The following is a 14,971-nucleotide window of genomic DNA, read 5'->3' on the forward strand; positions in this document are numbered from 1 at the left end:
TTCCTGAACGAAGTTGTAAAAGAGGATTTTTTAATTTTGAGCAGAATAGCTATAAAGAAGCCTGGATATTTTGATTCGGGAAACTGAGTATTTTTAATATAGTAGGAACTTGCCTAGTTAGGAGGGGGATTTTCTGATGAATTTACATACATGGCATAAAGAATCGAAAAAGGAATGGGATGTTTTTGCACCGATGTGGGCGAAGAATTCGCAAGAAATGTGGGAAACGGGGAGCCGGAAAAACATTATTCCTTTCTTTTCTGAATATGTACCTTCGGGAGTGAAGGTGGCTGACATTGGCTGTGGAGATGGAGTTGGTTCATTGAAATTGGCCGAAGCGGGATTTGAAGTAACCGGAGTTGATTTATCCAATGTGATGATCGAATTTGCAAAGGGAAAAACCGCTCAACAATCAGAACTTTCTTTCCTGCAAGGAGATTTTTATAATCTTCCATTCAAAGATGAAGAAATGGATGCGTCAATGGTCATTAATTCTTTGGAATATACGGGTGAACCATTAACGGTGATGAAGGAAATTCAGCGGGTAATAAAGCCTGGCGGTTATGCCTGTTTTGGAATACTTGGTCCAACAGCTGAACCGCGAAAAAAATTCAGTTTTCAACGGTTATTAGGAGATAAAGTCATCATGAATACAATGCAGCCTTGGGAATTTGAAAAAATGGCTTTAGAAACCGGATGGAAGGCAGTGGCTGATACCGGCGTTGCAAAGAGAGGGGTGGACTATACAAAACTGGGGCATTTTTCAAAGGAATTAAAGCAAGCTGTATCGTTCATGTGGCTTTTCCTCCTTCAAAAAGAGGTGGTGCAGTGATGGAGAAGTATCAAATCGATCAATTCGTTGAAAAGACGAAACAGCAGGATAAAGGGCAAGGTTTATTCGAACTTGAAACCGAACGAATTCTGGAGATTAATTTGGAACAGCAAATCTGGGCAAAAATGGGGACGATGATTTCTTATCGCGGACATATTAAATTCGAACGGGAAGGTATCTTGGAGCATGGTCTTGGTAAGGTCTTCAAAAAGGCTTTGACAGGTGAGGGTGCATCTTTGATGAAAGCGACTGGTAGCGGCAAGCTATACGTCGCGGATCAAGGAAAGAAGATTTCCATTTTACAATTAAATGGGGAATCGATCTGTGTTAACGGAAATGATTTACTTGCATTTGAGCCGGGGATTCAATGGGATATAAAAATGATGCGGCGCATTGCCGGGTTATTGGCGGGGGGATTGTTCAACATAAGGCTCGAGGGGAGAGGCATGGTCGCATTCACTTCCCATTATGAGCCGCTTACTTTAATGGTGGAACATGGGAATCCGGTCTATACGGACCCGAATGCCACAGTGGCTTGGTCAGGGGAATTGCAGCCTGAATTCGTGACGGATGTTTCACTGAAGTCGTTTTTTGGAAGGGGAAGCGGCGAATCCGTTCAAATGAAATTCGAAGGTCAAGGATTTGTGGTCGTCCAACCTTTTGAAGAGGTTTATTTCGGTAATAAGGAATCATGAAACAAACAACCTGAGTCAGAAACTCAGGTTGTTTCCCATCATAATCGGAAGTGGCTGCCCAAAAAACGATTCACTTAAAAGTGAAAGCTTCTTTTTTCTTACCCTTTCAATCCCACTCATATGGGGTTGATTGGTAGACATAATAGTTCAGCCAATTCGAGAACATCAGGCTGCAATGGCTCTTCCAGCGGTGAAGAGGTACCTTGGTCGGATCGTTATCAGGAAAGTAATTTTCAGGAAGTTGCGTATTGATTCCACGCTCCCTATCGCGCTTGTATTCTTCACCAAGGGTATCGGCATCATACTCGAAATGGCCGGTAACCATAATTCTTTTTCCATCAACCGAAGCAGCAATCAATACACCAGCTTGATCGGACTGTGCGAGAATCTTCAGTTCCGGATGGGTAATTAATTTTTGATAGTCAATATCCGTATGGCGGGAATGAGGGGCCATAAAATAATCATCGAATCCCCGGACTAGATTTTCATTCGGTTCAAGGACCTCATGGGTGTATATCCCGAAGCATTTCTCTGGAAGTTCGTATTTACCTATTCCATAATGATGGTATAGGGCAGCTTGTGCCCCCCAACAAATATGTAGGGTGGATGTGACATTTTCGCTTGACCAGTTCATGATACTCTGCAGTTCTTCCCAATAATTAACATCTGAAAATTCCAGCTTTTCTACTGGAGCGCCTGTAATGATCAAGCCGTCATATTTCTTCGTGCGGATATCATTAAATGATTTGTAAAATTGATCTAAATGAAATTTACTTGTGTTTTTTGATTCATGTGTGCTCAAGCGCAGGAATGATATATTTACTTGAATCGGAGTATTGCCAAGAAAGCGCAGTAACTGGGCCTCCGTTTTTTCTTTCTCTGGCATTAGGTTTAAAATTAATATATTCAATGGACGGATTTCCTGATTGGTAGCTCTTTCCTCATCCATTACGAAGATATTTTCCTGTTCTAAAATTTCCCTTGCTGGCAGTTGTTCCGGAATTCTGATTGGCATGATTAGCCTCCTTCTTCAAAAATCATAATATTTTAATTATATAGAAAATTATTGAATAGAAAAGCTATTTTAATAATTTCTTGTAAATCGCGAAGGAAATGGCTTGGGAATGGTAAAATGGGAAGATCATGAATACATAAACTATGAAGTTGGAGAGGTGTTTGGAGATTGTTTGATCCTACAGCATTTGAGAACATGAAAGTGGTATTGGAAGGAGCGGTTTACGATCGTGACTTCATTGGAGATATATTGGTCACAAAGCGTGATGATATAGTGAATCTCTCGACTATGTCCAGATCATATAAGATCGAGATGGAATTGAAAAAGCCAATCGCATCTATTTCGATTAGTGGTGCCATTGAGTTACGGGCTTCACTCAAGAACCTAAGTTCGGAGTTACTTGATGCAGCTATTGATGATACGCATTCGGGCTGCACGGTCGATATTTTCATTACTTTTCCCAAAAAGCTCGATGAAGCGAGTGCTGAACAATTGTTGAATGACCTGGAAAGAATTTGGGGAGATCAGAGAATCATTACAGTGACGACCAGCGATACGGTCAGTAAAAAATTGCAACACGTCACTTCTTCTATATATAAAGTTTCATTTGGGAGGCTTGTAAAAGAAGAGCAAATGGATGATTTGGAAGACATGGTAGAGTATTTGATTCAATCTATACAAGCAGTTAAGATTCAGGGATGATAGGAAAGGATAAAAGTTGGAAAACCTACCTTTAAATACGGTAAAATGAATCATCATACTAAAGGGAGAGATCATACATGTCCATTTACGAATTTGAAGTCAATAAAATCAATGGCGAAACCATCTCGCTTGATGAATATAGAGGGAAAGTGATGATTATAGTGAATACCGCAAGCAAATGCGGTTTTTCGCCACAGTATGATGATTTGCAAAGCCTGTATGTGCAATATAAAGAGGATGGGGTTGTCGTGCTTGGTTTTCCTTGTAATCAGTTTTTGAATCAGGAGCCTGGTGATGATCTGGAAATCGATTCATACTGCAAATTGAATCATGGCATAACATTCCCGATGTTTGCAAAAGTGAATGTCAATGGCAAGGAAGCCCATCCCTTATTCAGCTATCTGACTGAAAATGCTCCTGGAGTGATGGGGTCCAAATCGATAAAATGGAATTTTACAAAGTTCTTGATTGATCGTAATGGAAATATAGTGAGCCGGTATGCACCTAAAACAAAACCTTTGGAAATGGAAGAGGATATAAAAAAATTATTATGAAAAATGATATTGAGTCCAACGGAAGCTCTAGTTGGGCTCTTTTTTTGAGGTAAGATATTTATATGCATCCGTATTTAAATGGGGACAGATGGTTGGGATGCTGAATATAATGGAAGACACAAATGAGGGGGGAAACCATGGAACGAATTGCATGGGTAACGGATAGTACGGGAACTTTGGACGAAGAATTATCATTGAATGAACATGTATACGTCGTTCCGATGGTCGTCATTATTGATGGGAAGGAATATGAAGATGGTGTCGACCTATTACCTGAGGAATTATACCGGCGGATGAGTGAGGAAAAAATCACCGCCACTACATCACAGCCCTCGGTCGGCAGATTCCAAGAGTTATATAAGGAGCTTGAAAAACGCTATGATCGAATCATAGCCGTACATCTTTCAAGTGAATTGAGCGGGACCGTTTCCGCGAGCAGGCAAGCTGCACAAATGGTTTCGATCCCTGTTGATGTTTTTGATACTTTACTTATCTCCTTTCCGATGCTATTAATCTTGAAAAGGCTCATGCATTATATTGATAATGGCGATTCCATCAATGAGGCTTTCGTCAAAACGAGAATGTATGCGGATAACCATGAGACCTATGTATTAATAGGTTCTTTAGATCAGCTGCATCGCAGCGGCAGGTTAACGAACGCACAGTATATTCTAGGAAGCCTATTGAGCTTTAAACCCATCATATCAATCGAAAACGGTATGCTTCATACTAAATCTAAACCCCGGAACCTTAAAAAAGCGGAAAAACAGATCTTCACTGATTTTCGCAGATCAGTCGAAACGGGAAAAGTAAAAGAATGCACCATATTATATGGTGCAGTGGCGGAGCAGGCACAAAGATGGAAAAAGATGATTACCGACGAATTTCCTCATGTGTCGATCCATGTATCCCCACTGGGCAGTGCCATCGGGGTGCATACCGGTGAACAGACGATTGGGCTCAGTTGGTTCAATGAAGATTAAAGCACACCATTTTTGAGAACCATGGTAAAATAGAAGGGACATGGAGTGGTGAAATGAAACAAACGATGATTGAATTGACGGAGAAGTATGTATATGACCAATTGAATTCAGATGCCAGCGGCCATGATTGGTTCCATATCGATCGTGTTCGTAAGCTGGCTTTACATATTGCAAAAGAAGAACGAAAAGGAAATGAGTTTATCATTGAATTGGCAGCTCTGCTTCATGATATCCCGGATGATAAACTAAACCAGGAAGCCGATGAAGGCTGGAAAAAGCTTGACGTTTGGTTTGATGAAATAAAGTTGGATATTGATAGTGTTGATGCCATCAAACAGATCATCAATACAATTTCATATAGTGCAGGGCAGTTGAAGCTTCCTTCGATCGAGGCTGAAATTGTTCAGGATGCGGACCGCCTGGATGCAATTGGTGCCATTGGCATAGCCAGGACATTTGCATTTGGCGGAAAAAAGGGACAACTTATGTATGATCCTTCATTGCCCATAAGGGAAAACATGACCAAGAAGGAATACAGGAATGGCAAAAGCTCATCCATTCATCACTTTCATGAAAAGTTATTGCGTTTGCAAGATATGCTCAATACTTGTACAGCCAAGAAGATTGCAAGTGATAGGCATGAATATATGGTTGGATTTTTAAAGGAATTTAATAAGGAATGGGATGTACGATTATGAAAGTTTTTAGCATGGAACATGTAATGAAAACCCAAGGGGAAAAGCTGCTTTTTAAAGATGTCTCTTTTTCCATCACCGAAGGGGAAAAAATCGGGATCGTCGGTATAAACGGTACCGGCAAATCGACATTATTGAATATCATCGCAGGCTTGGAAGACAGTGATTTAGGAACGAAGGATCATCCGAATGATTACACGATTTCCTATCTATCCCAAGATCCGCATTTTGATGAGAAATTGACGATCATGGAATATATGTATGAAAGTTCAACACCTGTATTTTCGTTGATTAAGGAGTATGAAAAAACGCTCGTTCAACTCCAGGTAGATCCACAGAATAGCGTAATTCAGGACCGGTTGTTAAAGCAGCAACAGGATATGGACACCCTAGGTGCCTGGGATACAAGCGCCAATGCGAGAACGATACTGACCAAGCTTGGTCTTCCTGATCACTCGAGGAAATTGGGTGAACTGTCAGGTGGCCAAAAAAAACGTGCGGCCCTGGCAAAAACCTTGATTGAGACCCCTGATTTACTGATTTTGGATGAGCCGACGAACCATCTTGATTTTGAAAGCATCACTTGGCTTGAAGAATATTTGGGGAAATATCAAAAGTCCGTTTTATTTGTGACCCATGATCGATATTTCCTTGATCGCGTGTCCAATAAGATTTGGGAAATTGCCCAAACTCAGCTTTTCGAATACAAAGGAAACTATGCTGATTATTTAGAATCAAAGGCCATTCGTGAAGAGAACGAATCGGCTGAAAGATCGAAAAAGGAAAGTCTATTCAAAAAAGAACTGGCCTGGATCCGTAAAGGTGCAAAGGCACGTACAACGAAACAAAAGGCTAGGATTCAACGCTTTGAAACATTGGAATCAGGTGTAAAGGATAAGCAGAAAACCGAGAACCTGGAAATGGAATTAAGCGGTGCCCGCCTTGGGAAAAAGGTACTCGAAATGCAGGATGTTTCTAAATCCTTCGGTAATCGAACCATCATCAACCATTTTTCCTTCCTCTTCAAACCGGGTGATCGAATTGGGATCGTCGGTAATAATGGCAGCGGAAAATCAACCTTGTTAAATATCCTTGCCGGACGGGAATCTATAGATGAAGGAAACCTGGAAAAAGGGCAAACCGTGAAAATAGGGTACTATACGCAAGAAAGCGTCGATATGGATGAGAATTTGCGCATGATCGAGTATATTCGGGAAACGGCGGATTCAATCGCCCTTAAAGATGGTAGTTTCATATCGGCTGCCCAGATGCTTGAAAGGTTCTTGTTTCCAATGGGCTCTCATGGGACGCCTATTCGCAAGCTTTCCGGAGGGGAGAAAAGGCGTTTATATCTTCTTAACATTTTGATGTCGGCACCTAATGTCCTGCTTTTGGATGAACCGACGAATGATTTGGACACGCAAACCTTGACCGTTCTGGAGGATTATTTAGAAACGTTTTCAGGTGTAGTCATAACTGTATCACATGATAGGTATTTCCTGGATAAGACGTGCCATCAGCTTCTTGTTTTCAAGAATAAAGCTGAAATTGACTTCTATTACGGCAGTTATTCAGAGTTCTTGGAAGAAAAGACAGAAGAGGCCGTGCCAGTAAAAGCACCAGAACCTCAGATGAACCGGACCGAAAAGAAAAAGAAAAAACTAACTTATGCGGAAAGTAAGGAATGGGAAGAGATAGAAGGGAACATGGAACGGGTCGAGTTGCGCCTGAAAGACATAACATCAGAAATGGCAGCAGCAGGAAGCGATTTTGAAAAAGTCCGCCTGCTGCTTGAAGAAGAAAAGGAACTAACGGATAAATTAGACCATTTGATGGAAAGATGGACGTATTTAGCGGAAAAATTGGAAGAGGAATGAGCGGGATGACCGGTCCAAGGGAGCAAACTTGGATCGGTCTTTTTTTAGCCAATCTCAATTGCATGAGAATCTGTTGCCGATGTGATAATATCTAGTACATGGAAACGTCTTGTTAAAGGAGAGAAATGCATTGAAAATTAAGTCGATAGAACCTACACCAAGTCCGAATACAATGAAAATCAATTTAACTGAAGAGCTATTAGCAGGTAAAAGCAATAATTATAAGAAAGATCAAGCTGACCAAGCACCCCGGCTGATTAGAGATTTATTTACGATCGATGGAGTGAAAGGGGTATATCATGTTGCGGACTTCCTAGCCGTAGAGCGAAATGCGAAATATGATTGGAAAGATATCTTGGTCCAAATCCGTCAGGTTTTCGGGGAAAAAACCGAAGAACAAAATCAACAAACGGCATTAAATGAACATTACGGTGAAGTAACTGTTGCCATTCAACAATTCAAGGGCATTCCGATGCAAATTAAAGCAAGTGATAGCCAACAAGAAAAACGTTTTGCCTTGCCGGATTATTTCATAAAGGGCATTTCCGCTGCCCAAAAAGAAGATGACAATGTAGTCCTGCTTCGAAAATGGAAGGATTATGGCGTAAGATATGGTGATATGGAAGATATCGTGAAGGAAGTATCCGATGAGTTGGTTGCAGCTTACCCGGAAGAACGAATTAATCGGCTGGTAGCGGCTGCAAAAGAAATGGTGGATACGAAGGAAGCGATTTTGAAACGGCCAAAAATTAAACTGACTGAAGAAATGCTGAATGACGAAAGCTGGGAAAAGCGTTATCAGGCATTAGAACAAATGGAAGATCCAACGGTTGATGATATACCTGTATTGGACATGGCGCTTTCCGATAGTAAGGTCTCCATACGAAGGCTCGCGGTCGTATACTTGGGAATGATCGAAGATAGAAAAGTGCTTCCGAGCTTGTATAAAGCATTGAAAGATAAAAGTGCAGCCGTAAGACGTACGGCTGGGGATTGTTTATCCGATCTTGGCTTTGAAGAAGCGATGGGAGAAATGTCTCAATCACTTTCGGATAAAAATAAATTGGTTAGATGGAGGGCGGCGATGTTTTTATATGAAGCGGGAAATGAAACGACCCTCCCTTTCCTTAAGCAAGCGGAACAGGACCCTGAATTCGAAGTGGCCCTGCAGGTCAAGATGGCCATTGACCGTATAGAAAATGGGGAAGAAGCAAAAGGTTCGGTTTGGAAGCAAATGACAGAATCAAGACAAGCGAATGACAAGTGAGATTTTATGGGAATAACTTAATGAATTCTAAAATGGTTACAGGCAAAAGGCATGCGGATGATTTAATCCGCATGCCTTTTTATTTTTGCTGTTCATTTCCAGTCGTTTGACATAAGTTCCCCTTAGGTCGAATCTATAAATTTGATCTCTATTATTTTAGTAAAATGATTTTTGTAGATATTTAGTGTAGAATGGTTGCATTTGTATGTAAATGTGTTAGAATTTTTAGAGTATACTAAAAATTATATTATTCTGAATCATTAAACATTTAGTGGAAATTGGGGGTACAACAAATGTCTACATCAAATATGAGAAGTGACATGATTACAAAAGGGGTCGATAGAGCTCCACATAGAAGTCTGTTGCGGGCAGCAGGGGTTAAAGAAGAAGATTTCGGCAAACCGTTCATCGCGGTTTGTAATTCATACATCGATATCGTTCCAGGTCATGTTCACCTTCAGGAATTCGGAAAAATAGTGAAGGAAGCGATTCGCGAAGCTGGCGGTGTTCCTTTCGAATTTAATACGATTGGGGTAGACGATGGAATTGCAATGGGTCATATTGGTATGCGCTATTCTTTGCCAAGTCGTGAAATCATCGCGGATTCCGTGGAAACTGTTGTATCAGCACATTGGTTTGACGGCATGGTTTGCATTCCAAACTGTGACAAGATAACGCCGGGAATGATGATGGCAGCACTTCGTGTCAATATTCCAACAATATTCGTAAGCGGCGGACCTATGAAAGCAGGTAAAGACAAAAACGGTAAATCCCTTTCATTAACATCCGTTTTTGAAGGTGTGGGCGCTTATCAAGCAGGGAATATCAATGAAGAAGATTTGCAGGAAATCGAGCAAGTTGCCTGTCCTACTTGCGGTTCTTGTTCAGGAATGTTCACGGCGAACTCCATGAACTGCCTGGCAGAAGGCTTAGGACTGGCGCTTCCGGGAAATGGAACGATTTTGGCGGTAGCCGAAGAACGTAAGGAATTCGTTAAGAAATCCGCTAAACAATTGATGGAGATAATCAAACAGGATATCAAACCTCGTGATATCGTAACGATTGATGCAATTGATAATGCATTTGCATTGGATATGGCGATGGGCGGTTCGACCAACACCGTTCTTCATACACTTGCATTGGCACATGAAGCAGGTTTTGAATACCCTATGGAACGCATAAATGAAATAGCTAACCGGGTACCGCATCTAGCGAAAATCGCACCGGCATCCGATTATCATATTGAAGATGTACATAATGCCGGTGGTGTAAGTGCCGTCATTAATGAGTTACTCAAAAAACCAGGTGCCTTTAATGGGGATTGTCTATCTGTCTCAGGTAAAACGCTCCGCGAAAATGTTGCCGGTTGTGAAATATTGGACAAGGATGTGATCCATCCGTTAGATAATCCGCATTCTGAGCGTGGCGGGCTTGCGGTATTATTTGGTAATCTTGCTCCTCAAGGCTCCATCGTAAAAGTAGGGGCGGTTGACGCATCAGTTGGTGGCTACCACAGGGGTCCTGCCATATGTTTCGATTCCCAGGAAGATGCACTTTCCGGGATCATTACTGGAAAAGTCAAAGAAGGGGATGTAGTGGTCATTCGTTACGAAGGCCCTAAAGGCGGACCGGGTATGCCGGAAATGTTGGCACCCACTTCCCAAATCGTCGGGAGGGGACTTGGAGCGAAAGTCGGTTTGATCACAGATGGCCGCTTTTCAGGCGCATCCCGAGGCATCAGCATTGGTCATATTTCCCCGGAAGCAGCTGAGGGAGGCCCGATTGCCTTTGTTGAAGATGGAGATATCATCGAATTGGATTTGAACAATCGTAAAATCCAATTGGAAATTTCCGATGAAGAATTCGAAAAACGCAAAGCCAATTGGAAAGGCTTCGAGTCAAAAGTCAGGACAGGCTATTTGGCACGTTATTCCAAACTTGTAACGAATGCCAGCTCAGGCGGCGTGATGAAAGTTTAAGTTATAAGGCAGACTAAAACATGGTGGCAGAATGAAAGTGAATTCTGCCACCATGTTTCTTTGTGAAGAACAATGAAATTTTACAAAGCTTTAAGCGTCATTTTTGCATATGCGCTCAAGAATATAGTATGATTATACTAATTGAAGAATTGTAACCAAGGAGGTTTTTTTATGTCAATGGCATATGATAAATATATGAAACAAATGGTGAAACCAATGAGGGCGGAACTGGTGCAAGCAGGTTTTGATGAGTTGGAATCCGCTGAAGCGGTTGAAAGCTTTATGGAATCGGTAGAAGGTACGACACTTGTTGTCGTGAATTCAGTTTGCGGCTGTGCTGCCGGGTTAGCCCGTCCAGCTGCTACTCAAGCGGTACTCCAAGCAGACAATAAGCCAGATCATTTGGTAACTGTATTTGCCGGCCAAGATAAGGACGCGACAGCAAAAATGCGGGAATATTTCGATGGAATAGAACCTTCTTCACCATCGATGGCTCTTTTAAATGGCAAAGAGGTCGTACATTTCATTCCACGCCATGATATAGAAGGACAGCCAATGGAAGCTATCATGGAAAATTTATTGGCAGCGTTCAGTCAAGTAAATAAGTGATGAAGCGGAATGTCCTGGAAACAGGGCATTCTTTTCAAATTTTAGAGAGTATGAAGGGGTAGGATACATGTTTGTCACGACAGTAGGAAGAGCCGATAAAGAAACGATGATAGTAGCCAAAAGGTTAGCTGAAGAATTACAAATCCCCTTTATAGCCAGAAGAAAAAGATCGGTCAGAGGTATCCAAGCGGAACAGAATGAAGATGATTGCCTTGTTTTTGGTAAAAACCGGATGGAGTTATATCGATACCAGGAAAAAGAACCATTCTTTTTTCACCCGAACCTAGCGATGATCCGTATAAAAAGAATAATGCGCGGAGAAAGTGACCCATTTCTCATTGCCGGAGATATAAATGAAGGGAACGCTGTGCTTGATTGTACCATGGGTTTGGGCTCGGATGCGATAGTCGCGAGTTTCGCAGTGGGTGAACATGGACAGGTTCTCGCATTGGAAGGAAATCAATATTTGGCATTGCTCGTAGACCATGGGATGATGACATGGGAGGATGCAGAGGAAAAGATGATTTCTGCGATGCGAAGAGTTGAGGTCATGCATGGTGATCATTACGAAATTTTGAAAACATTGCCGGATAATCATTTTGATGTCGTATATTTCGATCCCATGTTTGAAGATACGATTCAGGAATCGAATGGAATCAGGGGACTAACTCATTTTGCGGTAGGTAAGGAGTTATCTGTGGAAATAGTGAATGAAGCCAAGCGGGTTGCACGCAAGAGGGTCGTGTTGAAAGACCATTTTCGCAGCTCCCGCTTTGAGGAATTTGGATTTGAGGTAATAAAGAGAAAAACATCCAAATTCCATTTTGGCTTCATTCAATCCAGTGATCACGATTTATAATCTGTTTCATCAAGACCAATGGCACAGCCTTCCCGGCTTGAATCGGCAGCACCATAGTTCGAGCCATCAGGGGTGATTTGAATCGCTTGGACATTCCCTATAGAGTGGGGAACATCATTAAAGGCGAAGCCCATCGCTTCCAAGTGGCCTTTGCTAGTCATATCCATTCCAGGCTCCCATTCAATATGAGGGCCCATTGGAGTGAAAATTCTAGGTTCCTCGATGGCTGCTTTCAAATCCATTTTTAAATCGAGTACATTAATGATCGTTTGTACGACTGAACTGATGATGGTCGGTCCACCAGGTGAACCTAGCGTCAAGATCGGCTCGCCGTCTTTAAAGATGATGGTCGGGCTTTTACAGCTGACGGGGCGTTTATTGGGCTGCACTTCATTCATGCCGCCTGGAATGGAATCGAAATCAGTCAGTTCGTTATTCAGCATGAAACCATAATCGGAAACCATGATCCCTGATCCGAATGGATGTTCCACTGTAGAAGTGCATGCTGCGATATTACCCCATCTGTCACGGACAGTGAAGTGTGTCGTTTCACTGATATCTTCTTCATTAGGCTGCGGAATGACTTCCCTTTGTTTCACGGAATCATAAATCCAAGGGTTTCCGAAGTCAATGGCATTATTTCTTGTTTTGAAATTAATGAATGAGCGGCGTTTAGCGATATACTCATCATGCATGAGACCCGCCAATGGCAATTCGGCAAATTCAGGATCAGCGAGAAATGCCTTTTTATCTGTGAATGCCAGTCGCATCGCTTCTGCTATTAAATAATATTTTTCCCAAGAACGGACATCATATTGTTCTATATGGAAGCTCTCCAATATTTTCAGGATTTGGATGACCGTGAATCCGCCAGCACTTGGGGCATTCGATGATGCAATTAGATAATCCTTATAAGTCCCATATAAGGGTACATCGATTGTAGCTTTATAGTCCTTTAAATCAGAAAGCTCCATGAACCCTCCAAGTTCCTTGATGCAGGAAATGATGCCCTCTCCGATTTCTCCTTCATAAAATGCGGAAATGCCTTCACGCTGTAATATCCGATAGGTATTCGCCAGTTTTTCTTTTATGAGCAGATCGCCATCTTGATACGCTTTTCCGTTTGGCATGAAGAACTTACGCGCTTCATCACCCAATCGATATTCAAAATTTTTAAGCGCATCGCAAAGTACCCAATTGACGGGAACTCCTTTTTCAGCAAATTCTATGGATGGCTCGATGAGGTCAGCTAAAGGCTTGCTTCCATTTTCGGTGAGTGCTTCATCCATAGCTTTCAGTATTCCGGGAATCCCAACCGCTGTAGCTTTGATTGATCTTTCTTTAAATGGGATGACTTCCCCTTTATCATCAAGAAACATGTCTCGATGAGCGGCTTTAGGTGCCCTTACATGGCCATCGTATATTTTCGTTTCTTTATCTTTAGCGTTATATACCATAAGGAACCCACTTCCGCCGATACCAGTCATCATGGGTTCCACAATATTTAGGGCAAATTGGATGGCAACAGCCGCATCGACAGCATTTCCACCTTCACGTAATATTTTTTCCCCAATGGAAGTGGCTACGGGATGAGCTGTAACGACCATTCCGGCGCTCCCTTTATCTGTTTCCCTTTTGTAATCCTTATCTTTAATGATTTCATTGTTGTTTTCCAAAATGATTCCTCCATTATTCAGTCCTTTTATCTGCCAAAAGGTTAGGCTTATGTTTTGATTGAAAAGAAAACCTTGTCATTGTAGAAAAATGACAAGGAGATTTTTCGTAGGTATTCATTTATTCTTAATCAGCAAATGATAAATATACGAAAAATGCCAATGTTACAAGACATAAAGCCACCATGGCAGTCGAAGCCATATACGACCCCTCCTTAAAAAGACTTGAATCTAATTAATTTCTCCAATAATCGTCAAAATCCTTCATTAAAATGTAAATTTGTTGATATTTACTAAAAAAGTTCTGGTTCATAAACTTTATATAGGTATTTATCCTTTTTTTTGATTTTCAAAACATGGGTAACTATATATTCGTAATTACCAAAAAATAAAAGTATACTAAATATAAAGACAATACAAAAAAAGGAGGGGGAGTGTTAGTTGAAAGCAGCGGTTTGGTTCAGGAAAAGTCTTGTCATTTTAGTATCCGTTTTGACGTTTGGTCTTGTCACTCCTTCAGATCTGGCGTGGCTAGCGGAAGCCGATTCGTTAAAGGATACTAAAAAGGGATTAGTGGAAGAAGAAGGATTAGCCTATCTTCCTTCACAGAATTCAACTGAACTGGAGGAAGAATTCAACCGGGAAGAATTTTTATCGGGAATTCTGAATAAGGCAGAGGAAAACGCATTTATGAAATTTGGCGAAAAGATCAATCCTAAAATTGGCGATGAGTTCAAAATGGCCATATTACCAAAAATGGAAGAAGCCATAACAGAAATGGCTGCACAATATCCAGATGAAAAATTACAGCAATTAACCATCACTGAGCAGCCGAGTGCAGGCAGGGCCGAGAAGATATTTCATATTTATGATTCAATTAGCGGCAAGGATATCATCAGATTCCATGTCAGGCAGGAAAATCCTCCACTGGAAGGGTATTGGTTCGATTTTCACTATCATACCTATCATGATTCATTTGCCACGCATTATAATATCGGGAAAATATATTGGGATAAAAATACGCCGCCAGAGTGGACGAGTAAACAAAGGCTCTCATAGTGGTTGGTCTCGTTGATTTTATTGAATTGTAAGAGTATGATGAAATGAAAAGGAATTTCTAATAAGCATCGAAATGATACGTTGTCATGCAACGTATTTATTTTGTGTTTAAATAAAAGAAGAGTTTTTATCATAACGGGGAACAATGTTATTTTAAAAGGTTTTCTAATTT

At 41.3% G+C, this 14,971-nt stretch carries 14 protein-coding genes; 12 read left to right on the forward strand and 2 right to left on the reverse strand.

Annotated elements, in window-relative coordinates:
- Positions 1–136 precede the first annotated feature (136 nt).
- Both BW986_RS05985 and BW986_RS05990 read left to right on the forward strand, forming a co-directional pair.
- Complete coding sequence (locus BW986_RS05985; RefSeq protein ID WP_076365968.1) at positions 137–832, forward strand: class I SAM-dependent methyltransferase; 696 nt, start codon at positions 137–139, stop codon at positions 830–832.
- A complete protein-coding gene (locus tag BW986_RS05990; protein WP_076365970.1) occupies positions 832–1,527 on the forward strand; it encodes an AIM24 family protein in 696 nt (231 codons plus the stop codon). The genes BW986_RS05985 and BW986_RS05990 overlap by 1 nt, the downstream gene beginning before the upstream one ends.
- 106 nt (positions 1,528–1,633) lie before the next feature.
- Here the strand turns inward: BW986_RS05990 and metA are convergent, their stop codons facing one another.
- Positions 1,634–2,542, reverse strand: coding sequence for a homoserine O-acetyltransferase MetA (gene metA, locus BW986_RS05995; RefSeq protein WP_076365972.1), 909 nt, complete (start codon positions 2,540–2,542; stop codon positions 1,634–1,636).
- A gap of 168 nt (positions 2,543–2,710) precedes the next feature.
- On the opposite strand from metA, the gene BW986_RS06000 reads away from it, so the two are divergent.
- From BW986_RS06000 to BW986_RS06040, 9 genes are all read left to right on the forward strand, one after another.
- On the forward strand, positions 2,711–3,244 hold the full coding sequence (locus BW986_RS06000) for a hypothetical protein (RefSeq protein ID WP_076365974.1): 534 nt from the start codon (positions 2,711–2,713) through the stop codon (positions 3,242–3,244).
- Positions 3,245–3,321: 77 nt separating this feature from the next.
- Positions 3,322–3,798 carry a glutathione peroxidase gene (locus tag BW986_RS06005; RefSeq protein WP_076365976.1) on the forward strand — a complete coding sequence of 159 codons (477 nt, stop codon included), beginning with the start codon at positions 3,322–3,324 and terminating at the stop codon, positions 3,796–3,798.
- Positions 3,799–3,935: 137 nt separating this feature from the next.
- Entirely contained in the window at positions 3,936–4,781 is an 846-nt protein-coding gene (locus BW986_RS06010) for a DegV family protein (RefSeq protein ID WP_076365978.1), read from the forward strand.
- 53 nt (positions 4,782–4,834) lie between these two features.
- A complete protein-coding gene (locus tag BW986_RS06015; RefSeq protein WP_076365980.1) occupies positions 4,835–5,479 on the forward strand; it encodes an HD domain-containing protein in 645 nt (214 codons plus the stop codon).
- The gene (locus tag BW986_RS06020) at positions 5,476–7,353 is read left to right on the forward strand and encodes an ABC-F family ATP-binding cassette domain-containing protein (protein WP_076365982.1); all 1,878 of its coding nucleotides are present in this window, start codon (positions 5,476–5,478) and stop codon (positions 7,351–7,353) included. The genes BW986_RS06015 and BW986_RS06020 overlap by 4 nt, the downstream gene beginning before the upstream one ends.
- Positions 7,354–7,483: 130 nt before the next feature.
- Complete coding sequence (locus BW986_RS06025) at positions 7,484–8,620, forward strand: conserved virulence factor C family protein (RefSeq protein ID WP_076365984.1); 1,137 nt, start codon at positions 7,484–7,486, stop codon at positions 8,618–8,620.
- Between the two features lie 308 nt (positions 8,621–8,928).
- Entirely contained in the window at positions 8,929–10,599 is a 1,671-nt protein-coding gene (ilvD, locus tag BW986_RS06030) for a dihydroxy-acid dehydratase (protein WP_076366353.1), read from the forward strand.
- Between the two features lie 171 nt (positions 10,600–10,770).
- Positions 10,771–11,208: a BrxA/BrxB family bacilliredoxin gene (locus tag BW986_RS06035; protein WP_076365986.1), complete on the forward strand. Its 438-nt coding sequence runs from the start codon at positions 10,771–10,773 to the stop codon at positions 11,206–11,208.
- Positions 11,209–11,275: 67 nt separating this feature from the next.
- Positions 11,276–12,067, forward strand: coding sequence for a class I SAM-dependent methyltransferase (locus tag BW986_RS06040; RefSeq protein WP_076365988.1), 792 nt, complete (start codon positions 11,276–11,278; stop codon positions 12,065–12,067).
- Here the strand turns inward: BW986_RS06040 and ggt are convergent.
- A complete protein-coding gene (gene ggt / locus BW986_RS06045) occupies positions 12,055–13,743 on the reverse strand; it encodes a gamma-glutamyltransferase (protein WP_260320742.1) in 1,689 nt (562 codons plus the stop codon). The two genes, BW986_RS06040 and ggt, sit on opposite strands and share 13 nt — an antisense overlap.
- Positions 13,744–14,181: 438 nt before the next feature.
- On the opposite strand from ggt, the gene BW986_RS06050 reads away from it, so the two are divergent.
- On the forward strand, positions 14,182–14,799 hold the full coding sequence (locus BW986_RS06050; RefSeq protein ID WP_076365992.1) for a YpjP family protein: 618 nt from the start codon (positions 14,182–14,184) through the stop codon (positions 14,797–14,799).
- Positions 14,800–14,971 lie beyond the last annotated feature (172 nt).

The sequence above is a fragment of the Peribacillus simplex genome (genome assembly GCF_900156045.1).
Classification (GTDB): domain Bacteria; phylum Bacillota; class Bacilli; order Bacillales; family DSM-1321; genus Peribacillus; species Peribacillus simplex_D.

Excerpts from the sequence above, each read along its gene's own strand:
- BW986_RS06010 (WP_076365978.1), top strand. The coding sequence starts at position 3,936 with ATGGAACGAATTGCATGGGTAACGGATAGTACGGGAACTTTGGACGAA.
- ilvD (WP_076366353.1), top strand. The coding sequence starts at position 8,929 with ATGAGAAGTGACATGATTACAAAAGGGGTCGATAGAGCTCCACATAGA.
- BW986_RS06020 (WP_076365982.1), top strand. The coding sequence starts at position 5,476 with ATGAAAGTTTTTAGCATGGAACATGTAATGAAAACCCAAGGGGAAAAG.
- BW986_RS06035 (WP_076365986.1), top strand. The coding sequence starts at position 10,771 with ATGTCAATGGCATATGATAAATATATGAAACAAATGGTGAAACCAATG.
- BW986_RS05985 (WP_076365968.1), top strand. The coding sequence starts at position 137 with ATGAATTTACATACATGGCATAAAGAATCGAAAAAGGAATGGGATGTT.
- BW986_RS06040 (WP_076365988.1), top strand. The coding sequence starts at position 11,276 with ATGTTTGTCACGACAGTAGGAAGAGCCGATAAAGAAACGATGATAGTA.
- BW986_RS05990 (WP_076365970.1), top strand. The coding sequence starts at position 832 with ATGGAGAAGTATCAAATCGATCAATTCGTTGAAAAGACGAAACAGCAG.
- BW986_RS06015 (WP_076365980.1), top strand. The coding sequence starts at position 4,835 with ATGAAACAAACGATGATTGAATTGACGGAGAAGTATGTATATGACCAA.
- BW986_RS06005 (WP_076365976.1), top strand. The coding sequence starts at position 3,322 with ATGTCCATTTACGAATTTGAAGTCAATAAAATCAATGGCGAAACCATC.
- metA (WP_076365972.1), bottom strand. The coding sequence starts at position 2,542 with ATGCCAATCAGAATTCCGGAACAACTGCCAGCAAGGGAAATTTTAGAA.